Origin of the sequence: Paraburkholderia bryophila (assembly GCF_003269035.1) — a bacterium.
GTDB lineage: Bacteria > Pseudomonadota > Gammaproteobacteria > Burkholderiales > Burkholderiaceae > Paraburkholderia > Paraburkholderia bryophila.
On record NZ_QLTK01000002.1, the window covers coordinates 410623 to 431194 of the forward strand.

The window sequence follows — 20572 nt, forward strand, 5'->3', positions numbered from 1 at the left end:
ATGATGACCACGACGACGCTAACCCCGACAACACCAACGTCGACATCGACGCCGACGCCCACGCACGAGCCACTGCTGCGCCAGCCGATCGAAGCGATCATCCCGCATCGCGGCACCATGCTGCTGATCGACGCGGTGGAAGCTTTCGACGAAGACACATTGAGCGCACGCGCCACGGTCCACGCCGACGCCTGGTACGCCGACGCCGACGGCGCGATGCCCGCCTGGCTCGGCATCGAACTGATGGCGCAGGCGATCGCCGCGCACGTCGCGTTGCTGGCCATGCGCGGCGGCGGCCGCGCGCGGCCCGGCGTTCTGCTCGGCTCGCGCAGTTACAAAGCGCTGCAGCCGTCGTTCAGCGGCGGCGCGCAACTGCGCGTACACGTCACCGAGTTGCTACGCAGCGAAGAAGGCCACGGCGCGTACGAATGCACGATCCATCACGGCGATCTGCGTTGCGCGGAAGCCGTCGTCAAGGTGTTTCAACCGCCCGATTTTCAGTCATTCATTGAGGGGAGTTTCAGTTCATGAGCCGGCGTGTTCTCGTTACGGGCGCAAGCCGCGGCATTGGCCGTGCGATTGCGTACAAGTTGGCCGCCGACGGCTTCGCCGTCTCCGTGCATTGCCGCACGGGACGCACCGAAGCCGAAGCGGTTGCGACGGGCATCGCCGCGCAGGGCGGCATCGCACGCGTGCTGCAATTCGACGTGCGCGAGCGCGCGGTGTGCCGTGACGTGCTCGAAGCGGATGTCGCCGCGCACGGCCCGTACTACGGCATCGTCTGCAGCGCGGGCGTGACCCGCGACGCCGCGTTTCCGGCGCTCACCGAAGAAGACTGGGACATCGTGATCGAAACCGGTCTCGACTCGTTTTACAACGTCGTGCATCCGCTGACCATGCCGATGGTGCGCGCCCGCAAGGGCGGCCGGATCGTCACGATCGCGTCGGTGTCCGGCGTGATGGGCAATCGCGGCCAGGTCAACTACAGCGCGGCGAAAGCCGGCCTGATCGGCGCGACCAAGGCGCTTGCCGTCGAACTGGCGACGCGCAACATCACCGTCAACTGCGTGGCGCCGGGGCTGATCGAGACCGGCATGCTCGAGGAACTGCAACTCGAGCACGCGCTGAAGACGGTGCCGATGAACCGCGTCGGCCAGCCTGCCGAGGTGGCGTCCGTGGTCAGCTTCCTGATGTCGGATGCGGCCTCGTACGTCACGCGTCAGGTGATCGGCGTCAACGGTGGGATGGTGTGATGAAGCGTGTCGTCATTACCGGCATGGGCGGCGTCACGGCGTTCGGCGATAGCTGGGACGCGATCGAGCCGCGTCTGAAAAGCGGTGAGAACGCGGTGCGCCGCATGCCCGAATGGGATTATTTCGAGTCGCTGCATACGCGGCTCGCGTGTCCGTTGCCGGAATTCAAGGCGCCCGCGCATTACCCGCGCAAGAAAACCCGTTCGATGGGCCCGGTGTCGATGTATTCGGTGCGCGCCAGTGAACTCGCGCTCGCCGACGCGGGCCTCGCCGACAACGACACCATCAAGGACGGTCGCATGGGTGTCGCCTACGGTTCGTCGTCGGGTTCGGTGCAGCCGATCCGCGCATTCGGCACGATGCTCGAAACCGGCTCGATGGGCGACGTCACGTCGAACAGCTACGTGCAGATGATGCCGCACACCACGGCGGTCAACGTGAGCCTGTTCTGGGACCTGAAAGGGCGGATCATTCCGACCTCGTGCGCGTGCGCGTCGGGCAGCCAGGCGATCGGCTACGCGTACGAGGCGATCCAGAGCGGCAAGCAGACGCTGATGCTGGCGGGCGGCGCGGAAGAACTGTCGGGCCCGGCGGTCGCCGTATTCGACACGCTGTACGCAACCAGCACGCGCAACGACGAGCCGCATCTGACGCCGCGTCCTTTCGACGCCGCGCGCGATGGCCTCGTGGTCGGCGAAGGCGCGGCCACGCTGGTGCTGGAGGAATACGAACATGCGCTCGCGCGCGGCGCGCGGATTCACGCGGAGATCGTCGGCTTCGGCTGCAATTCGGACGGCGCGCATATGACCCAACCGACCGCCGAAACCATGGCGCTCGCCATGCAGCTCGCGCTGCGCGACGCGCAACTGCCGCCCGAGGCGATTCAGTACGTGAACGCGCACGGTACCTCGACCGATCGCGGCGATATCGCCGAAAGCCATGCGACCGCGCAGACCTTCGGCGCGGCGATGCCGATCAGTTCGCTGAAAAGCTATGTCGGTCACACGCTCGGCGCGTGCGGCGCGCTCGAAGCGTGGTGGACCATCGAAATGATGAAGCGCAACTGGTACGCGCCGACCCTGAACCTGAGCCATGTAGATCCGGCTTGCGCGCCGCTCGATTACATCGTCGGCACGGGCCGTGAGATCGACGCCGACTATGTGATGAGCAACAACTTCGCGTTCGGCGGTATCAACACGTCGCTGATTTTCAGGCGCGTTCGATGAGCGTGGCGCTGCAACGGGTCGTCGTGACCGGCATGGGCATCGTGTCGTGTCTCGGCAATACGCTCGACGGCGTGTCGGCCGCGCTGCGGTCGGGCCGCTCGCGGATCGAGCGGATCGACGCGTGGCGCGAGCGCGGCTTCGGCTCGCAGGTGGCGGGCGTGGCCTCGGTCGCGCACGAGCCGCCGTTCGAGCGCAAGCTCGAGCGCTTCATGGGCGACACCGCGCGCTTCGCGTGTCACGCCGCACGCCAGGCGATCGACGACGCCGGGCTCGCGCAGGCCCGGTTGCGTTCGCCGCAAGCGGGCGTGGTGATCGGCTCGGGCGTCGGCAACATGCAGAGCTACGACGCGGCCATGCTGATTGCCGACGCGCGCGGCATCGACAAGGTGCCGCCGTACGTCGTGCCGCACGCAATGAGCAGCACCGCGTCGGCCAACGTCGCGCAGGTGTTCGGGCTCGAAGGTGTCGGCTATTCGCCGTCGTCGGCGTGCACCACGTCGGCGCTCGCGATCGGCCAGGCCATGCAACTGATTCAGAGCGGCCGCCAGCAGATCGTGCTGGCCGGCGGCAGCGAGTCGCTGCACGACAACATGACGTTGATGTTCGATTCGATGGGCGCGTTGTCCCGGCATTTCAACGAGACGCCGCAGCACGCCTCGCGGCCATACGACACCGCGCGAGACGGCTTCGTGATCGCCGCGGGCGCCGGCGTGCTGGTGCTCGAAGCGCGTGATCATGCGCTGGCGCGCGGCGCGCGGATCCATGCCGAGCTGACCGGTTTCGGCGACTGCACCGACAGCGCCGGCATGGTCGCGCCGCGCGCGGCCGGCATCGCGCGGGCCATGCGCGGTGCGTTGCGCGAAGCGGGCAAGCGGCCCGACTACATCAATGCGCACGCCCCGTCGACGCCGCTCGGCGACGTCGAGGAACTGCGCGCGCTGAGCGATGTGTTCGGCACCGCGTCCGACCGGTCCGACGGTCAAGGCGTGCCGGCGTTTTCGTCGACCAAGGGCATGACCGGTCATCCGCTCGGCGCGTGCGGCGCGCACGAGGCGATCTATACGTTGCTGATGATGCGCGACGGTTTCATCGCGGGGACGGTGGGCGTCGAGACACCGGCGCCGGAACTGGGCGATCTGCCGCTCGTGCGCACCACGCGCGACGCGCGGATCGAGACGGCGATGTCGATTTCGTTCGGGTTCGGCGGTAGTTGCGCGAGCCTGATGTTTGAAGCGTGGCAAGGCGGCTGACACGGCCGCGAATGGATAAAAACCGAGGGCGATAACAATGAAAAAAATTGCAGTAATGGGCGCGCTGGCTGTCGTGGCGCTGACGCAAACGGGCTGCGCGACGCAGGTGTTGTCGGTGCCGTTGAATGCGGCCGGCGGGCAGTCGGGCGGCGGCGCGCCGGTGCATTTCCGCAAGCAGGCGGCGCCGGCCGCTGCTGGCGGTCAACCGGCCGAGAACGTGCAGGTGTATTTCGGCCAGCAGGATCACCCGGCGGTGAAGACCCAACTGGGCGACGTGTCGTACTCGGTGCGGATCGCCCGTCAGGTCAACACGCCGGATGGCGCGTGCCACGCGGCGCTCGCCGAAGCGGTGCGCAAGTTGCGCGCGGCGGCGCGCGAACGTAACGCCAATGCGGTGATCGACGTGCAGACGCGTTTTCACAGCACCGAGACCAACTCGTCGACGGATTTCACCTGTGGCGTGAGCAATAGCGCGGCGGCGGTCGCGGTGAAGGGGCAACTCGTCGTGCTGGAGTCGAACTGAGTCGTCGCGGCGCAATGGATTGAAATAGAACTCACATAGCAACAACAACCACCAAGGAGTCTCAATGAAACGCCATCTGATGTGTGCAGCACTGATCGCTTCGTTTGCCACGTTGTGCGCCGCGCCGGCCTTTGCGCGCGACACGGTCGACAACTATCCGATCGACGCCGCCTTGCACAGCGAACCGGGCAAGGTCAGCGACGATATCGGCCTGTATTTCGCGGGGCAACACCACGCGGCCGTCGTCAAATCGATGGGCGAATTCGCCACCAACAAGAAGACCAACGCGTTCGGCAAGAGCGACCTGGAGGCATGCCAGCACGTGTTTCTGTCGGCGGTGATCGAATTGCAGGAACGCGCGCGCAAGGAAGGCGGCAACGCGGTGATCAACATCAAGAGCAACTACAAGAACGAATTGCGTGAGAGCGCAACCGAGTTCACGTGCGGCGCGGGTGCGGTGATCGCCGGTGTGGCATTGACGGGCGACGTGGTGACGTTGCGCAAGTAAGAGCCGGTGGTGTGAAGCGGCACCACGCGGTGCTTCGACGCATCAACGCATCACGGCACCGAGGCGGCAAGGCGGCGGCAGTGCATGCCATCGCCTTGCGCCTGTACTGGTACTGCGGATAGCAGGTTCGATTCGTGCTGCAAGGGGTTGGGCGAGCGTTAAAGCGCGCTTCAACCAAAGCGCGCTTTAACCGGCCTTGACCGCCGCCACATTGACCAGCGTCTCACGACGCTTGCCGGGCCGCGGATGGGACAGACCGATGCGTTCGAACAGACCGAAGTCTTTCGCGCGGCTCCACCACAGGTAAGGCAGCGAAACGTTGCGCTGGGTGAAGCTGAAGCCGCCACGGCGGATCATGTCGAGGTAGCCGTCGGCGCTCTTTTGCACATGCATCGGGTGACGGAACAGCAGCCGGATCACCCACGACTTGATGTACGCGTCGGTGGATTCGGCGAACAGCAGCACACCGCCCGGTTTGAGCACGCGGCGAAACTCGGCGAGCGCGCGGTCCTGCTCGACGAGGTGATGGAAGGTTTGATGGCAGAACACGATGTCGGCGCTCGCGTCGGGCAGCGGTAGCCTGGCGCAGTCGCCGTGCAGCACGTCGATATCGGCGCACTGGGCGCGGCACGTGTTGGCCGCGTTCGTGGCGAGCGCCAGCGACGCCTCGTGAAAATCGACCCCGACGATGCGCCGCGGCTTGAACGCCTCGGCGAGCAGCCGGAACGAAATGCCTTGCCCACAGCCGACGTCGACGATGACCGGCGCGGCCGGCAACGGTGTGTCGATCAGGCGTTTGAGGTCGTTGATCGCGACCCGCAGGACATGGTGTTCCCACGTATGGGTACGCAGGAACCAGATCCCGAAGGCCGTTTCGGGCACGTACGGCACGCTGGATGTTTCGGATGGCGACACGCTGGGCTCCGCGGCGAAATTTTGTTTTGGCTAGGCCCCATGGTGCATGTCACGCGGGGCGTTGAGCAGGCAATTGTAACGAGAAGTAAGGATGCAGCGTAACGCTGCACATGGCAAGCAAACGATTTGAGGCAAATTTGACTACACACACGTCAGAGCGCACTAGCGTCGATGTCGCGATCATCGGCGCGGGTCCGGCGGGCGCGGTTGCGGCCGCGCTGCTGCGCAAAGCGGGTCGCTCCGTGCTGGTGCTGGAGCGCCAGCATTTTCCGCGTTTCTCGATTGGCGAGAGCCTGCTGCCGCAGAGCATGGCCTACCTCGAAGAGGCCGGCATGCTGCAGGCCGTGGTCGAAGCCGGCTTCCAGTACAAGAACGGCGCGCATTTCATCTATCGCGACAAGTCGTCGGCGTTCGACTTCCGCGACAAGCATTCGCCGGGCTGGGGCACGACCTACCAGGTCGAGCGCGCGGTGTTCGACGACATTCTGATTCGCTGCGCGGCGCAGCAGGGCGCCGACGTGCGCTTCGGTCACGCCGTGCGCGCGGTTCACACCGGCGCAAGGCCGCTGGTCGACGTCGTCGACGAGGCGGATCGCGCGTATCAGATCGAAGCGCGTTTCGTGCTGGACGCGAGCGGCTTCGGCCGCGTGCTGCCGCGCCTGCTGAACCTCGAAGCACCGACCCGCATGCCGACGCGCGCCGCGATCTTCACGCATGTGCAGGACGGCATTCCGGCCGGCGTCACCGACCGCAACAAGATCTGCGTGGCGACCCATCCGGAGCGCCGCGACGTGTGGTTCTGGATGATTCCGCTGGCGGGCGGACGTTCGTCGGTGGGCTGCGTGGCCGAGGCGAGTTTCCTCGAGACGCCGGAAGCGGAGCGCGACGCGAAGCTGCGTGAATTGCTCCAGCAGGAGCCGACCTTCAACCGGCTGATCGGCAACGCACCGTTCCTGATGCCCGTGCGGCATATCGGCGGTTACGCGGCGAACGTGGAGCGTCTGCATGGGCCGGGTTATGCGTTGCTCGGCAATGCGGGCGAGTTTCTCGATCCGGTGTTCTCGTCGGGCGTGACGATCGCGTTGCGCTCCGCGCATCTCGCGGTCGAGACCTTGAACCGGCAACTGGACGGCGAGGAAGTCGACTGGTCCGCCGCTTACGACGTGCCGTTGCGCAAGGGCATCGATACGTTCCGCGCGTTTGTCGAGCGCTGGTATACAGGCGCGTTGCAGGACATCATTTTCTATCCGGACCAGGCGCCGTCGATCCGGCGGATGATCGCCGCGGTGCTGGCGGGTTACGCGTGGGACGAGTCGAATCCCTACGTTGCCGATCCGGTGCGGCGACTGAATGCGCTGCACGAGATCTGCACGATGCGTTGAGCAGGTTGTCACACGCCCGTGCGGTAACGGCATGAGCCAAAGAAAAACGGCGCTTCGAATCGAAGCGCCGTTTTTTCATTCCGCTGTGGCGGCTCTTATGCCGCGATTTTCGCCGTACGCGGCGCATGCACCCGCACGTGGTCGCGGCGATGCACGCGCTTGCCTGCCGCATACGTCTCGTAGATCGCACGGTCGTCGCCGAGCAGCGCGAACGCGAACAGCAGCTCTTCCAGCGATTCGGTGCGTGCGGTGCGGCGTGCCAGCAGCGGCGTCGCTTGCGGATCGAGCACGACGAAGTCCGCTTCCGACTTCGGCTTCAGCGTGCCGACCTTATCCGCGAGGTCGAGCGCTTCGGCGGCGCCGGCGGTCGCCAGATAGAACATCCGCGTGGCCGTCAGATGATGGCCGGTGAGACGCGCCACCTTGTGCGCTTCGTTCATGGTTTGCAGCATCGAGAACGACGTGCCGCCGCCGACATCGGTGGCGAGTGCGATCGGCATGCCGGCTGCGTCGGCCTTGTCGAAGTCGAACAGGCCGCTGCCGAGGAACAGGTTCGACGTCGGGCAGTGCGACGCGACCGCGCCGGTTTGCGCCATGCGCTTGCGGTCTTCCTCGTCGAGGTAGATGCAATGACCGTACACCGCGCGGCGGCGCAGCAGACCGTAGTGATCGTAGATGTCCAGATAGCTGCGGTGGCCGGGGAACAGATCGGCGACCCATTTCACTTCGTCGGTGTTTTCCGCGACGTGGCTCTGGATGAAAATATCCGGGTGCTGTTTGGCCAGCACGCCGCACGCTTCGAGTTGCGCTTCGGTCGAGGTCGGCGCGAAACGCGGTGTGAGCGCGTACATCTGGCGGCCACGGTTGTGCCAGCGGCCGATCAGTTCGGCGCTGTCGTCATAGCCCGATTGCGGCGTGTCCTGCAGGAACTCGGGGCAGTGGCGGTCCATCAGCACCTTGCCGGCCACCATCCGCAGATTGCGCGCTTCGCTCTCGGTGAAGAGCGCGTCGGCCGATTCCTTATGAACCGTGCAATACACCAGCGCGGTGGTCGTGCCGCAAGCCAGCAGTTCCTCGACGAAAAAGCTCGCCGTGTCTTGCGCATACGCCGGGTCGCTGAAGCGCCGTTCGGTCGGGAACGTGTAGGTGTCGAGCCACGGCAGCAGACCCGGCGCCGGCGAGGCGATCATGTCGGTCTGCGGGTAGTGGATGTGCGTGTCGATGAAGCCCGGCACGATCAGCTTGTCGCGCATGTCCTGCACCTGGGTGCCGGGCGCGAGTTGCGACGCGAGCGCCGCATACGCGCCGGCCGCGACCACATGACCGTCTTCGACGATCAGCAAGCCGTCCTCGTTGAAGACCGCTGCGTTGGGCGATTGCGCGGGATCGCCGTTGAAGGTCAGCAGTTGCGCGCGAAATGCCGCTTGGCCTGCTTTAGCCGGGTTGGCCGAATGAGTCATGGAAAAACCGTCTCCGATTGTGGGAAGCTGAACAGCCCGGCGACGGTGTTTTTGCCGCTGCTCTCCGTGAAGAGCGTGCCGCCGCCGGCTGCTATACGTCGGCCCGTCAGTGCGGGCCGTCTGGGTGCCAGTGCGCGTCGAGCTTCGCGATCAGTTCGCTGCGTTGCCCGGGCGTGACGAACGACGCTTCGAAGCTGTTGCGGATGATCGTGTAGACCTCGGCATCGTTGAGCTTCAACGCGTCGATGGTGGCGAAATAATTGGCGTTCACGTAACCGCCGAAATACGCGGGATCGTCGGAATTCACCGTCACGGCGACGCCGCGGTCGAGCAGGTCCTTCAACGTGTGTCTGGTCAGATCGTCGAACACGCACAGCTTCAGGTTCGACAGCGGGCATACGGTCAACGCCACGCGCGAATCGGCCAGACGCGCGACGAGCGCCGGGTCTTCGATGCTGCGCACGCCGTGATCGACGCGGTCCACTTTCAGCAGATCGAGCGCTTCGTAGATATACGAGGGCGGCCCTTCTTCGCCCGCATGCGCGACCAGTTTCAGGCCGAGCGCGCGCGCCTTCGCGAACACGCGTTCGAACTTCGAAGGCGGATGGCCGCGTTCCGACGAATCGAGCCCCACGCCGATCAGGCGATGCTTGTACTGCTCGAACAGCGGCCGCGCTTCCTCGAAGGTGGCGAGCGCATCTTCTTCCGACAGATGGCGCAGGAAGCACAGAATCAGCTTGCTCGTCATGCCGCGCTTTTCAGCTTCGGCGAGCGCGCGTTCGATCCCGGCGACGACCGTCGCGATCGGCACGCCGCGTTCGGTGTGCGTCTGCGGATCGAAGAAAATTTCGCTGTGAATCACGTTGTCGGCGAGGCAGCGCTCCACGTACGCCGTCGTCATGTCGTAGAAGTCCTGCTCGTGCAGCAGCACGCTCGCGCCGGCGTAATAAATGTCGAGGAACGATTGCAGATCGGTGAACGCGTACGCGGCGCGCAGCGCGTCGATCGTGTCGTACGCGAGCTTCACGCCGTTGCGCTCGGCGAGCGCGAAAATCAGCTCGGGTTCGAGCGAGCCTTCAATATGGATGTGCAACTCGGCCTTCGGTGCCCGCGCGGTTTTATCGGCGAGTGTCGTGGGGGTAGCGGTCGTTGTAGTCATGGTCGGTCGGGGTTGTGTTGGAGTCGGTTCGCACTGGATGCCGTCGCCTTATCCGAGGGCTGTCGAATAAAGCGCCTTGTGTCAAACCGTATGTGTCGCGTGATGCAGGCCTGCGTTCGCCTCGACAGCCTGCAGCACCTGCGCCGCCGCCGAGATCGCGATGATTTCCGGCGACTTGTCGACGATGCCGTCCACGCCGAGTGGGCATTTCATTCGCCCGATCAGCGCCGGGTCGAGGCCGCGTGCGGCGAGCCGGTGTTCGAACTGCTTGCGCTTGCTATGCGAGCCGATCATGCCGAAGAACGCGAAATCGCCGCGCCGCAGAATCCGCTCGGCCAGCTCGAGATCGAGCGCATGGTTATGCGTCATCACGATGAAGTACGTGTTCGGCAAAGCCTGGTCGATGGCTTCGTCGGGCGCGTCGTTCGGATCGATCTTCACATTGGCCGCGTGCAGCAATTCGGCCGGCGGAAACTGCGCGTCGCGCTCGTCCACCCAGCGCACCGCGCAGGGCAACGTGGCCAGCACGCGAACCAGCGCCGCGCCCACGTGACCGGCGCCGAACAGCACGACCGAAAAGTCGCCTGGCGCGACGGTCTCGGTGAGCAGCGCGCCGCTGTCGTCGAAGCCGGCGCCGTCCCACAGCAGGCAGTCGGCGGCATCGACACCCGGCTCGGGGTCGGACAGCATCACCGCATCCGGTGCGGGGCCGAATGATACGCTACGCACTGTCGATTGGCCGGCGGCCACGCGTTTCGCGAGCGACGTGATCCAGCCGAGATCGCCGATGTCGAGTCGCTCGAACGCCAGAATCACCGCGCCGCCGCAGCATTGGCCGAGGCTCGGGCCGAGCGCGAAACGCTCCAGCCGGCGCATGTGCGGCGAGCTCATGCCGTCGCGCAAGACCTGGCGCGCGGTCTCGATCGCTTTCCATTCGAGGTGGCCGCCGCCAATCGTGTGTTTCGCCGATTCGCGCGTGACGATCATCTTGGTGCCGGCCTCGCGGGGCGCCGACCCTTCGACGCGCGCGACCGTCACCAGCACGGCGGCGTCGCCGTGCGCGAGCAGTTGTTGCAGGTCAGGTAGCCAGGCTTGCATCCGGCGGTTCTCCGTACAGGGCCGCGCGGGGTGTCCGTGCGGCCGGTTGAGTGTGGTCCGACGCGTTCGTGTCGCGTGGGGCCGTGGTTCGAGGTGTTCGGTTCATGCGCTTCGATTCAGGTTCTGCACTTCACATCACGTCGCTCGATTCGGCGGGTTGTGTTTCGCTTGCCGCATGCAATGCGTCCAGTGCATCGAGAATCGCCTCGGGCGTGGCCGGCGCGCGTAACGGCGGCGCTTGCCGTGCGTGCGGCACGGCGGCCGCGATGGCGTCGCGAATCGCCAGGAACACCGAGAACGGCAGCAGCAACGGCGGCTCGCCGACCGCCTTCGAGTGGAACACGGTCGGCTCGGCGTTGCGGTTCTGGTAGAGCTGCACATGAAACGCTGCCGGTGTGTCGCTCACCGCCGGAATCTTGTAGGTGGAGGGCGCGTGCGTCATCAGCCGGCCATCGCGATTCCACCACAGCTCTTCGGTAGTGAGCCAGCCCATGCCCTGAATGAAGCCGCCTTCCACCTGACCGATGTCGATCGCCGGATTGATCGACTGGCCGGCGTCGTGCAGCACGTCCGCGCGGAGCAGTTTCCATTCGCCGGTCAACGTGTCGATCACGACTTCTGACACCGCCGCGCCGTATGCAAAGTAATAAAACGGGTGACCGGTCAGCGTTTTCGCGTCCCAATGTACCTTCGGCGTGGTGTAGAAGCCGTCCGACCACAACTGCACGCGCGCCAGATACGCGGCGCCGATCAACTGTTCGAACGGCATCGCGCCGCCGTTCACCGAGACCTCGCCGTTGGCGAAGCGCACGTCGTTCGCGTGGCCGCCGAGTTGCTTTGCCGCGAGGTCGGCGAGCCGCGCGCGGATGGTTTGCGCGGCGGCTTCGGCGGCTTTGCCGTTCAGATCGCTACCCGTCGATGCCGCGGTGGCCGAGGTATTGGCGATCTTCGACGTGTCCGTCGCCGTGACCCGCACGCGCGCAAGCGGCAAACCCAAGGCATTGGCGACGACCTGCGCGACCTTCGTATTGAGTCCCTGGCCCATCTCGGTGCCGCCGTGATTGACCAGCACCGAACCGTCCTTGTACACATGCACCAGCGCGCCGGCCTGATTCAGAAACGGCACGTTGAACGAAATGCCGAACTTCACCGGCGAGAACGACAGCCCGCGCTTAAGGACCGGGCTGCTCGCGTTGAAGGCCGCGATTGCCGCGCGGCGCGCGCGGTAGTCGCTGGTATCGAGCAGTTCGTCGGTGAGCGGTGCGATCACGTTGTCTTCGACGCGCTGCCCGTACGGCGTCGTATCGCGCTCACCGATTCCGTAGTAATTGGCGACGCGCACGTCGAGCGGATCGCGCTGCAACTGACGCGCGATGCTGTCGATCATCACTTCCATCACGAGCGCGCCTTGCGGGCCGCCGAAGCCGCGAAACGCGGTGTTCGACTGCGTGTTGGTCTTGCAGCACAGCGCGACGATGTCGACGTCGGAGAGGTAATACGCGTTGTCGAAGTGGCACACGGCGCGCGTCGCGACGGCGCCGGAGAGGTCGGCGGAATAGCCCGCGCGCAACGCGATTTCGACGCGCGCGCCGAGAATGCGGCCGTTGTCGTCGAAGCCGGCTTCGTACGTGTAGATCGCGTCGTGGCGCTTGCCGGTGATCATGAAGTCGTCGTCGCGATCGGCGCGCAGTTTGACCGGACGGCGCAGCAGTTTCGCCGCCAGCGACGCCACGCAGGCGAACAGCGCCGACTGCGATTCCTTGCCGCCGAAGCCGCCGCCCATGCGCCGGCATTCGCACACCACGCTATGCGCCGGCCAGTCGAGCATATGCGCGACGACCTGTTGCATTTCGCTCGGATGCTGCGTCGAACTGTAGACCAGCATGCCGTCCATTTCTTTCGGCACGGCGTAGGCGATCTGGCCTTCGAGATAAAACTGTTCCTGGCCGCCGACCTCGAACGTCGCGGCGATCCGGTGCGGCGCGGCAGCGATTTTCGCGGCCGGCTCGCCGCGCTTCAGATGCAGCGGCGGCAGCACGTATTGCTGCCTTGCCTTGGCTTCGGCCGGCGTGAGGATCGCTTCGAGCGGTTCGTAGCGGATCACGTCGTCGCTTTTCGCCAGCGCGGCGGCGCGGCGCGCGAGGTCGTGGCTTTCGGCGATCACGGCGAAGACCGGCTGGCCGAGGTACAGCACTGCGTCGGCGGCGAGAATCGGGTCGTCGTGCAGCACCGGGCCGCAATTGTTTTCGCCGGGAATATCGTCGGCGGTGAGCACGGCGATCACGCCGGGCGCTCGTCTGACCGCGTCCAGATCCATCGAGACGATGCGCGCGTGCGCATGGCGCGACAGACCGAGCGCGGCGTGCAGCGTGCCGTGCAGTTCGACGACGTCGTCGGTGTAGGTGGCTTCGCCGCTGACGTGCAGCGCTGCGGATTCGTGCGGCAGCGAGACGCCGATGGCGGTGTCGTTTTCCAGCGCGGCGACGTGCCTGGCGAGCGGGTGCGCGGCGGGGTTTTCAAGCGGGCTGCTGGGCGGCTTTTCAGCGGGTTTCTCAGCAGGTTTCCCGGCCGGATTCGTGGGGCTCTGCGCAGTTGGGCTGGCGGCACTGCCAGCCACTTTCGCGGCCTGATCGACGAACGTATCGGTGCGGTTCATCACGACGGCTCCTTCGCCACGAGGGCGTCCGGCGCGCCGGTCTCGAAGGCGAACGCATTCACGTCGCACAGCGCGAGCGGCGCGTCGTCGCGCGTTTCGAGGTGGAAGCGCCACAGCACGTTGCGCGCCACCTTCAGCCGATAAGCGCTCGACGCGCGCATGTCGCTAAGCGGCTGGTAATCGGCGACGAGCGCGTTCATGGCTTGCCGCGCGGTGCTTTCGTTCCATGTCGCGCCGGTGAGCGCGGCTTCGGTTTGGGCGGCGCGCTTCGGCGTGGCCGCCATGCCGCCGAACGCGATGCGGGCGTGCCGGATCGTGCCGGTTTCGTCGATCTGCAAGGCAAACGCCGCGCACACCGCCGAGATGTCCTGATCGTAGCGCTTCGAGACCTTGTAGGTGCGAAACCGCAGCGTGGGCGCCGGTCGCGTTACGCGTAGCGCCGCGACGAATTCGCCAGCCGCCAGCGCGGTTTTCTGATAACCGAGGTAGAACGCGTCGAGCGGCAGCGTGCGGGTTGTCGGACCATGACGCAGCACGACTTCGGCGTCGAGCGCGAGCAGTGCCGGCATCGAATCGCCGATCGGCGAGCCATTCGCGACGTTACCGCCGAGCGTGCCGGCGTTGCGGATCGGCAGCGACGCGAAGCGGGTCCAGAGTTCGGCGAGTTCGGGGTAATCGACGGCGAGCGCGGCGTACGCATCTTCGAGCGTGACGGCGGCGCCGATGGTCAGCGTTTGCGCGTCGCGCTCGATGGTCTTCAATTCGGCGACGTTGCCGATATACAGAATGTCGCCGAGATCGCGGAACTGCTTGGTGACCCACAGGCCGACGTCGGTGCTGCCGGCCAGCAGGCGCGCCTGCGGATGCGCGGCGCGTAGTCTGGCAAACGCGTCGAGCGTGAGCGGCGCGTGGAAGGTGGGCGAACCAAAGGCGGCGCCGCGCGCGTCGGCGGCGCGATATTCGAAGGTGTCGCGCCGTTGCAGCGCGCGCAGTTGCTCCACGACGGCCCGGCGGTCCAGCGTCACGCGCGGGTAGTGCGGGTAATCGAACATTTTCTGCGACGCGTCGACGATCGGCCGGTAGCCGGTGCAGCGGCACAGATTGCCGGACAGCGCGGCGTTGATCTCGTCGCGGGTGGGCAGGCCGGCGGCGGCCGGCTGGTTTTCATACAGCGCCCACATCGACATCACGAAGCCGGACGTGCAGAAACCGCATTGGGAGCCGTGGCAATCCACCATGGCTTGCTGGACGGGGTGCAGCGTGCCGTCGGCGGCGCGCAGGTCTTCGACGGTGAAGAGGGCGCGGCCGTCGAGCGTGGGCAGGAACTGGATGCAGGCATTGACCGCTTTCAGCGCCAGCTCGCCGTGCGCGTCCAGTTCGCCGGTCACGACCGTGCAGGCGCCGCAATCGCCTTCCGCGCAGCCTTCCTTGGTGCCCGTGCAATGCAAGTCCTCGCGCAGGTGCTGAAGCACGGTGCGCGTCGCCGGGACGTCCGCGACTTCACGGACGGACCCCTGGTGATAAAAGCGGATGGTTTGCGATGTCATGGCGAATCCAGAAGACAGTGCGGACCGGGCGCGCGTTACGCATGGGGTCGCGCCAAAGCCGGCCTCGCGCACGTAGATCGCCATCCAGGTCCGAATTTAGCACTACCCAGTCTCAAAAATATTTCCCATGGCGCATGACGCTTATTCGGATGCGGTCATGACACAAGTACGATTCGCGCCGCGCCGGGAAGTTGCGTGACGGTGGAAATGGCTCAAAGGCAGACGGGGTGGGGTGTGGCGGGGGATTTTCGGCGTTAATGACGTAAAAAAACGCCGGATTTCGTGCCGCCGCGAACGGCGGCCGACAATCCGGCGCTATTGCAATACGGCAGGTATTTCAGGCGACGCGGCGGCGATTCTTCATCAGCGTCAGCGCTAGCGGGATGAACGCTACCACGAAGGCAAGCAGCGACCACATTGGCAGCGTCAGGCCCAGAATCGGCGGATAGGCCGTTTCGCACAGGCCGGCGACCTTGAACACGCCCGGCAGCCAATGCGCGGGCGGCAGGCTGTCGACCACCGGCTGCAACGCGTCGAAACCGCAACTGAAGCCCGGATTTGCCTGCACGTAGACGTGGCGCGCGGCCGTCAACGCGCCGGCCAGCGCCGACAACGCCGCCATCACTTCCAGCAGCCGCACACCGCGCCAGCTATTGAAGCGCGCGCCGAGGAAGGCGAAAACCGCGATCAGCAGGAAGAAATAGCGCTGGATGATGCACAGCGGGCACGGGTCTTCGTGCAGGAAGTATTGCAAATACAGCGCGCCGGCCACGAGGGCGACGCAGATCAGGCCAAGCAGAATCAGCAGGGAGCGCTCGCGGCGCAGCATCGCAGTGTCGTTATTCATGGATTATGTGGCTGTCTTGGAAACGGAAAGGGCAGGTGCCCGCGATTCTAGCGCGAACCCCCGCCGCCTTCACCGGCCGCCTTCACCCACTCAACGAATCGCGTTCAGCACCGCCTCCGCGGCCCGTCCGATGGCCAGCAACGCGTCGTCGGCATGCGGCGCGCCGGCCAGCATCAGCCCGACCGGCGCGTCGCCGCGCAGGTGGCAGGGCAGCGACAACGCGCACGCATCGAGGAAGTTGAACACGCTCGGATTGCGCAGGATCAACGCATTGGTGCGGCCGAACGCGTCGTCGTCATGCACTAGGTCGGCCACGCGTGGCGGCACTACCGGCACGGTCGGCGCGACCACCGCGTCGAAACGCTGCCACAGCGTGCGCGTGGCCTCGTCCTGCAGTGCCCGGCGCTCGGCCAGCAGGTCCAGATAGTCGACGGCGCTGGCCGGCTGGCCTTTGAGAATGCGCACCAGCACGCGCGGATCGTATTGCTCGCGGTGCTTTTCCAGCAACGGACGATGCCACGCATACGCTTCGATCGGCGAAAAGCCGAAACGGTTGATTTCCGGCAAACGGTCGAGCGGGGCGAAACGCACGTCGGTAACGATCGCGCCGGCCGCTTCCAGGTGCTTGAGCGCCGTGTCGATTGCCGCGGCGACGGCCGGTTCGACGCCGTCGGTGACGAAATTAGTCAACACGCCGAGGCGCACGCCTTCGAGCGGCCGGGCAGCCGGAATGCGCGGCTCGAGGCCGGCCAGCATCCGGTCGACCAGCGCGCAGCACGCCACGGAGACGCCGATCGGGCCGAACGAATCGAGCGTCGACGACAGCGGCACGCCGCCGTGCCTGGGAATCCGCTCGGCGGTCGGTTTGAAGCCCGTCAGTCCGCACAGCGCGGCCGGGATGCGGATCGAACCACCCGTGTCGGTGCCGAGTGCGACCGCCGCCATGCCGTCCGCGACCGAGGCCGCAGCGCCCGACGACGAACCGCCCGAAATCCGCTCGTCGCCCTTCACCCCGCGCTGGTAGGGCGACAGCGGGTTGCCGTAGTGCGGATTCAGGCCGAGTCCGGAGAACGCGAACTCGCTCATGTTGGTGCGCCCCACCAGCACGGCGCCCGCCCGCTTCAGACGCGCGACCGCCACCGCGTCCGCCTGGGCGGCGGGTGCGTCGGCGAGCACGACGGAGCCGGCGCGGGTCGGCTGGCCCTCGATATCGAACAGGTCCTTGACCGACACCGGAATTCCTGCGAGCGGCGACAGGACCGTGCCGGCGGCGCGCAGGCGGTCGTGCGCGTCGGCGGCGGCGCGGGCGTTGTCGGCGTCGACATGCATGAAGACGGCCGCGCCCTGGCCGGCCGGATCGGCGATCCGTTCGAGCGCGGTTTCGACCAGCGCACGGCTGGTGGTGCGGCCGGCGGCGAGATCGGCGGCGAGCTGGGCCAGCGGCGGGAAGGGCGTGAAGGCAGTGGCCATGATGTCGGTATGAATCCGGTTGAACCGGGCAAGCCGGTTGAGGTCGATTGAGAGCGCGCCGTTCAAGGCATCCGGTCGAGGGCGCTCGCTGAGCTACGGTCGTTCATGAGCAGGCGAAAGCGGGTGTGCGAACGCGGTGTACAGATGGCTCGTATCAAAGCAGCCGCCCGCTCACATCCGGCTGAACAGCGTCGCGCGGAACGCCTCGATATGCTTCTGCACCGACTCGCGCGCGCCGTCGGCGTCGCGTTCGCGCAGCAGGCGGAACAGTTCGAGATGCTCCTCGTGGACGTCTTCCAGATGATGCGGCTCGGACAGCGAAATGAACCAGAAGCGCAGCGACCGCTCATGCAGGCCGCGCAGAATATCGGCCAGCACCGGGTTGCGCGACGCGGCCGAAATCGCCAGATGAAATTCGCGGTCGATATCCATCATGCCTTCGATGTCGTGCGCGGCGACGCACACCGACGAGCGCTCCAGCAGCGCCTGCATCGCGTCGTAATCGTGTTGCTGCGCGTGACGCGCGGCCAGCTCGACACAGTAGCTTTCGTTCACCAGCCGCACGTCGATGATCGCGAGCACGTCGTCGAGCGAAACCGGCCGGACCATGATGCCTTTGCGCGGCATGATGGTCAGCATGCCTTCGTGCACCAGCCGATGCAGCGCCTGATGCACCGGCGTGCGGCCGATGCCGGTCAGCGCCATCAGCTCCGCTTCGTTGAGCACCTCGCTCGGCCGCAAACGCATCGTGATGATCTCGCGTTTGACGAACGCATAGGCCTGTTCGGCGAGGCTCGCGGCGGCGGTCTCGCGGGTGGGTCGGGAAGGGCGGGCAGTCTGCAAAAGCGTCATGTGTGGAACTGGCGGGCGATGTCGTCCGCATTGTAGAGCAAGGTTTTGCGCGGGCGGCGCGGCCAGGCGCGGCGAGAGCGGGTGAGCGGCGCATGCTGCGCTGTTCGTCTTTGCTGTGCCTTGCCTTACCACGCGTGCGTACGTCCGCAAATAACGCGCATGTCCGCAAACATCAAAGCTGCAAACATCAAAGCCGCAAACGCATCAGGCGTTCCCCGGCACCGCCGTCGCCGCGTGCTGCACCTTCACGCGCGGCATCAGCAGCGTCACCAGCCCGCCGACGATCAACGCACCCGCAATCAGCACCAGCCCGAAGGTCACGCTATGCGTCGCGTCCTTGACGATGCCGAGCACATACGGGCTCACATAGCCCGCCAGATTCGCGATCGAGTTGATCACCGCGATGCCGGCAACGGCCGCCGAGCCTTGCAGGAAGGTGGTCGACATCGACCAGAAGATGCCGAAGCCCGCCAGAATCCCGATATACGCAATCGACAAGCCGGTCACGGCAAGCGGAATCGAGTTGGTCACCGACGCGCTGCCGAGCAGGCCCGCCGCACCGATAAAGCAGCACACCGCGTAATGCCAGCGCCGTTCGCCGGTGATATCCGACGAGCGCCCGATCAGAATCATGCCGATACCCGCCGCCAGATAAGGAATCGCGGTGACGAAGCCATTGGCGACGAGATTCGTCACGCCCAGATCCTTGACGATTTGCGGCAGCCAGAACGAGAAGCCCGCGTTGCCGGTGACGAGGCAGAAATAGATCAGCGTCAGCAGCCAGAAGCGGCCCGAGCGCAGCGCCACGGCGAGGCTGTGCTCGGCGCCGGCCGCCGCGGCCGCGCTGTTTTCCCGCGCGAGGCGCTGCAGGATCACACGCTTTTCGTCGTCGGTGAGCCATGCGGCTTCGGCGGGCGTATTGCGCAATACGGCGAGCGCCCAGAAGCCGGCAAGGATCGACGGAATGCCTTCGATCAGGAACATCCACTGCCAGCCGCGCAAGCCGTGCGCTTCATGCAGCGCCGACATCAGAAAGCCGGACAAGGGCGCGCCGATAATGCCGGCCACCGGAATCGCCGCCATGAACACGGCGACCATCCGCGCGCGCCGGTCGGACGGAAACCAGAACGTCAGATACAGCACCACGCCCGGCACCAGACCCGCTTCGGCGACGCCCAGAAAAAAGCGCAGCACGTAGAACATGGTTTCGCTGTGCACGAACATCATCAGACACGACAGCAGGCCCCACAGCATGGTGATGCGGGCGATCGTGGCGCGCGCGCCGAATTTTTTGAGCAGCAGGTTGCTCGGCACTTCGAACACGAAATAGCCGAAGAAAAAGATCCCCGCGCCCAGTCCGTACGCCGCGTTCGAGAGGCCCAGGTCGCCGGTGAATTGCAGCTTGGCGTAACCGATGTTGACGCGATCCAGGTACGACAGCACGTAGACCAGAAACAGGAACGGCATGATGCGCCACGTGATCTTGCGCAGGGCGGCGGCTTCGAGCCACGCGTCGGAAGACGCGTCGGCGTTGACGGAGTGCGAAGGGGAGCTCATGGGTGCCTCATTCGACGATAGGTAGCGCGTGCACGCGATAAGCGTGGCGCAGCGTGCGGTTCAGGATCGGGTCGTGCAGTTCGAGTTCGAGCGCGTCGCCGTCCGTCATGCCGACGATGCCGCCCGGTACCGCCAGCGTGCCGCAGTACATCGCCGCGCCGTCCGCGAGCGGCGCGCGCGCGAGCAGATCGGCGGCCGGCAGCAGCGACGCGACGCTGCCTTGCTGATAGATACGCCGCTCGCCGCTGGTCACGGCGTAAGCGCGCAATTCCAGTTGATCCCAGTGGCCGGACACGTCGTCGAAACGCCAGGCATCGCGGGCGAGCGGCTTCGGACATACCTGTTTGGACACCGTGACGCCGTAGGCCTCGACCTCGCGGTCGGTGTGATCGGAGCCGACCGTCACGAGCAGGCCCGCTTGGGCGTTCACCAGCACGCATTCGGCCTCGCCGCTGGACTTCACGCCCACCACGTCGATCTGCTCGGCCTGCGTCAGCAATGCCGCGCCGAGGCGATAGAAGCACGGCGTGGTGGACGGCCGTTTCACGCCGAGTTCGGCCAGTTCGGCGATGTGATGCTCGATCGCGGCCTGATCGCGCCCGGCCCATCCGGCAATCGTCAGACGGCTGACTTCGACGATCTCGGTGCGGCTCGCGCCGCTGCGGTCCACCACATTGAAAGACACCTGCTGCATCACACGACTCCGGTAAAAATATGCGTCAAATATTATTGTGATATTTCACAGGCGTCCAGCGTTTCAAAAACATTCCCGTTTGCGCGGTACGTCGAATCGGTCCATCGGCCGGCAAGCCCGCCCCGTCCGGCGGTTCGGGCCGACAGGCGCGTCGCGATCCTTTGTTACACTGCGT

18 protein-coding genes are annotated in these 20572 nt (G+C 65.8%); 7 read left to right on the forward strand and 11 right to left on the reverse strand.

Annotated elements, in window-relative coordinates; all coding sequences use genetic code 11:
• The 6 genes from BX591_RS05420 (at nucleotide 1) to BX591_RS05445 (ending at nucleotide 4760) form a co-directional block, all read left to right on the forward strand.
• The gene (locus tag BX591_RS05420; RefSeq protein WP_244146843.1) at nucleotides 1–531 is read left to right on the forward strand and encodes a hotdog family protein; all 531 of its coding nucleotides are present in this window, start codon (nucleotides 1–3) and stop codon (nucleotides 529–531) included.
• Entirely contained in the window at nucleotides 528–1253 is a 726-nt protein-coding gene (locus tag BX591_RS05425; RefSeq protein ID WP_111929673.1) for a 3-ketoacyl-ACP reductase FabG2, read from the forward strand. Before BX591_RS05420 ends, BX591_RS05425 begins: the two co-directional genes overlap by 4 nt.
• Entirely contained in the window at nucleotides 1253–2479 is a 1227-nt protein-coding gene (locus tag BX591_RS05430; protein ID WP_111929674.1) for a beta-ketoacyl-ACP synthase, read from the forward strand. Before BX591_RS05425 ends, BX591_RS05430 begins: the two co-directional genes overlap by 1 nt.
• Complete coding sequence (locus BX591_RS05435; RefSeq protein ID WP_111929675.1) at nucleotides 2476–3729, forward strand: beta-ketoacyl-[acyl-carrier-protein] synthase family protein; 1254 nt, start codon at nucleotides 2476–2478, stop codon at nucleotides 3727–3729. The genes BX591_RS05430 and BX591_RS05435 overlap by 4 nt, the downstream gene beginning before the upstream one ends.
• A gap of 37 nt (nucleotides 3730–3766) precedes the next feature.
• Nucleotides 3767–4252 (forward strand): signal peptidase, encoded by a 486-nt coding sequence (locus BX591_RS05440; protein ID WP_111929676.1) that lies wholly within the window; start codon nucleotides 3767–3769, stop codon nucleotides 4250–4252.
• 64 nt (nucleotides 4253–4316) lie between these two features.
• A complete protein-coding gene (locus BX591_RS05445; protein ID WP_111929677.1) occupies nucleotides 4317–4760 on the forward strand; it encodes an excinuclease ABC subunit A in 444 nt (147 codons plus the stop codon).
• A gap of 186 nt (nucleotides 4761–4946) precedes the next feature.
• On the opposite strand, the gene BX591_RS05450 is transcribed toward BX591_RS05445, so the two are convergent.
• Nucleotides 4947–5675 (reverse strand): class I SAM-dependent methyltransferase, encoded by a 729-nt coding sequence (locus BX591_RS05450; RefSeq protein ID WP_111929678.1) that lies wholly within the window; start codon nucleotides 5673–5675, stop codon nucleotides 4947–4949.
• A gap of 110 nt (nucleotides 5676–5785) precedes the next feature.
• Between BX591_RS05450 and BX591_RS05455 the strand changes: the two genes are divergently transcribed.
• The gene (locus BX591_RS05455) at nucleotides 5786–7057 is read left to right on the forward strand and encodes an NAD(P)/FAD-dependent oxidoreductase (RefSeq protein WP_420849328.1); all 1272 of its coding nucleotides are present in this window, start codon (nucleotides 5786–5788) and stop codon (nucleotides 7055–7057) included.
• A 95-nt stretch (nucleotides 7058–7152) separates the two neighbouring features.
• Here BX591_RS05455 and guaD read toward each other — a convergent pair whose 3' ends face one another.
• The 10 genes from guaD to BX591_RS05505 form a co-directional block, all read right to left on the reverse strand.
• Nucleotides 7153–8517, reverse strand: coding sequence for a guanine deaminase (guaD, locus tag BX591_RS05460; protein ID WP_111929679.1), 1365 nt, complete (start codon nucleotides 8515–8517; stop codon nucleotides 7153–7155).
• Nucleotides 8518–8623: 106 nt separating this feature from the next.
• Nucleotides 8624–9676 (reverse strand): adenosine deaminase, encoded by a 1053-nt coding sequence (locus BX591_RS05465; protein ID WP_111929680.1) that lies wholly within the window; start codon nucleotides 9674–9676, stop codon nucleotides 8624–8626.
• A gap of 81 nt (nucleotides 9677–9757) precedes the next feature.
• On the reverse strand, nucleotides 9758–10774 hold the full coding sequence (gene xdhC, locus BX591_RS05470) for a xanthine dehydrogenase accessory protein XdhC (RefSeq protein ID WP_111929681.1): 1017 nt from the start codon (nucleotides 10772–10774) through the stop codon (nucleotides 9758–9760).
• A 130-nt stretch (nucleotides 10775–10904) separates the two neighbouring features.
• Nucleotides 10905–13430 (reverse strand): xanthine dehydrogenase molybdopterin binding subunit, encoded by a 2526-nt coding sequence (gene xdhB / locus BX591_RS05475; protein ID WP_244146842.1) that lies wholly within the window; start codon nucleotides 13428–13430, stop codon nucleotides 10905–10907.
• Nucleotides 13430–14977, reverse strand: a complete 1548-nt coding sequence (xdhA, locus tag BX591_RS05480) for a xanthine dehydrogenase small subunit (RefSeq protein WP_176343018.1) — start codon at nucleotides 14975–14977, stop codon at nucleotides 13430–13432. Before xdhA ends, xdhB begins: the two co-directional genes overlap by 1 nt.
• Before the next feature lie 337 nt (nucleotides 14978–15314).
• A complete protein-coding gene (locus BX591_RS05485; protein ID WP_111929683.1) occupies nucleotides 15315–15824 on the reverse strand; it encodes a disulfide bond formation protein B in 510 nt (169 codons plus the stop codon).
• A 90-nt stretch (nucleotides 15825–15914) separates the two neighbouring features.
• The gene (locus tag BX591_RS05490) at nucleotides 15915–17294 is read right to left on the reverse strand and encodes an amidase (protein WP_111929911.1); all 1380 of its coding nucleotides are present in this window, start codon (nucleotides 17292–17294) and stop codon (nucleotides 15915–15917) included.
• A 171-nt stretch (nucleotides 17295–17465) separates the two neighbouring features.
• Complete coding sequence (locus BX591_RS05495; protein WP_111929684.1) at nucleotides 17466–18146, reverse strand: GntR family transcriptional regulator; 681 nt, start codon at nucleotides 18144–18146, stop codon at nucleotides 17466–17468.
• 204 nt (nucleotides 18147–18350) lie between these two features.
• Nucleotides 18351–19703, reverse strand: coding sequence for an MFS transporter (locus tag BX591_RS05500; protein WP_111929685.1), 1353 nt, complete (start codon nucleotides 19701–19703; stop codon nucleotides 18351–18353).
• Nucleotides 19704–19710: 7 nt separating this feature from the next.
• Nucleotides 19711–20397: a DUF2848 domain-containing protein gene (locus BX591_RS05505; protein WP_111929686.1), complete on the reverse strand. Its 687-nt coding sequence runs from the start codon at nucleotides 20395–20397 to the stop codon at nucleotides 19711–19713.
• Nucleotides 20398–20572 lie beyond the last annotated feature (175 nt).

What these genes read in the sequence shown, in the direction of transcription:
- BX591_RS05420 (WP_244146843.1), top strand. Translation starts at nt 1, where the DNA reads ATGATGACCACGACGACGCTAACCCCGACAACACCAACGTCGACATCG.
- BX591_RS05425 (WP_111929673.1), top strand. Translation starts at nt 528, where the DNA reads ATGAGCCGGCGTGTTCTCGTTACGGGCGCAAGCCGCGGCATTGGCCGT.
- BX591_RS05430 (WP_111929674.1), top strand. Translation starts at nt 1,253, where the DNA reads ATGAAGCGTGTCGTCATTACCGGCATGGGCGGCGTCACGGCGTTCGGC.
- BX591_RS05435 (WP_111929675.1), top strand. Translation starts at nt 2,476, where the DNA reads ATGAGCGTGGCGCTGCAACGGGTCGTCGTGACCGGCATGGGCATCGTG.
- BX591_RS05440 (WP_111929676.1), top strand. Translation starts at nt 3,767, where the DNA reads ATGAAAAAAATTGCAGTAATGGGCGCGCTGGCTGTCGTGGCGCTGACG.
- BX591_RS05445 (WP_111929677.1), top strand. Translation starts at nt 4,317, where the DNA reads ATGAAACGCCATCTGATGTGTGCAGCACTGATCGCTTCGTTTGCCACG.
- BX591_RS05455 (WP_420849328.1), top strand. Translation starts at nt 5,786, where the DNA reads ATGGCAAGCAAACGATTTGAGGCAAATTTGACTACACACACGTCAGAG.
- guaD (WP_111929679.1), bottom strand. Translation starts at nt 8,517, where the DNA reads ATGACTCATTCGGCCAACCCGGCTAAAGCAGGCCAAGCGGCATTTCGC.
- BX591_RS05465 (WP_111929680.1), bottom strand. Translation starts at nt 9,676, where the DNA reads ATGACTACAACGACCGCTACCCCCACGACACTCGCCGATAAAACCGCG.
- xdhC (WP_111929681.1), bottom strand. Translation starts at nt 10,774, where the DNA reads ATGCAAGCCTGGCTACCTGACCTGCAACAACTGCTCGCGCACGGCGAC.
- xdhB (WP_244146842.1), bottom strand. Translation starts at nt 13,430, where the DNA reads ATGAACCGCACCGATACGTTCGTCGATCAGGCCGCGAAAGTGGCTGGC.
- xdhA (WP_176343018.1), bottom strand. Translation starts at nt 14,977, where the DNA reads ATGACATCGCAAACCATCCGCTTTTATCACCAGGGGTCCGTCCGTGAA.
- BX591_RS05485 (WP_111929683.1), bottom strand. Translation starts at nt 15,824, where the DNA reads ATGAATAACGACACTGCGATGCTGCGCCGCGAGCGCTCCCTGCTGATT.
- BX591_RS05490 (WP_111929911.1), bottom strand. Translation starts at nt 17,294, where the DNA reads ATGGCCACTGCCTTCACGCCCTTCCCGCCGCTGGCCCAGCTCGCCGCC.
- BX591_RS05495 (WP_111929684.1), bottom strand. Translation starts at nt 18,146, where the DNA reads ATGACGCTTTTGCAGACTGCCCGCCCTTCCCGACCCACCCGCGAGACC.
- BX591_RS05500 (WP_111929685.1), bottom strand. Translation starts at nt 19,703, where the DNA reads ATGAGCTCCCCTTCGCACTCCGTCAACGCCGACGCGTCTTCCGACGCG.
- BX591_RS05505 (WP_111929686.1), bottom strand. Translation starts at nt 20,397, where the DNA reads ATGCAGCAGGTGTCTTTCAATGTGGTGGACCGCAGCGGCGCGAGCCGC.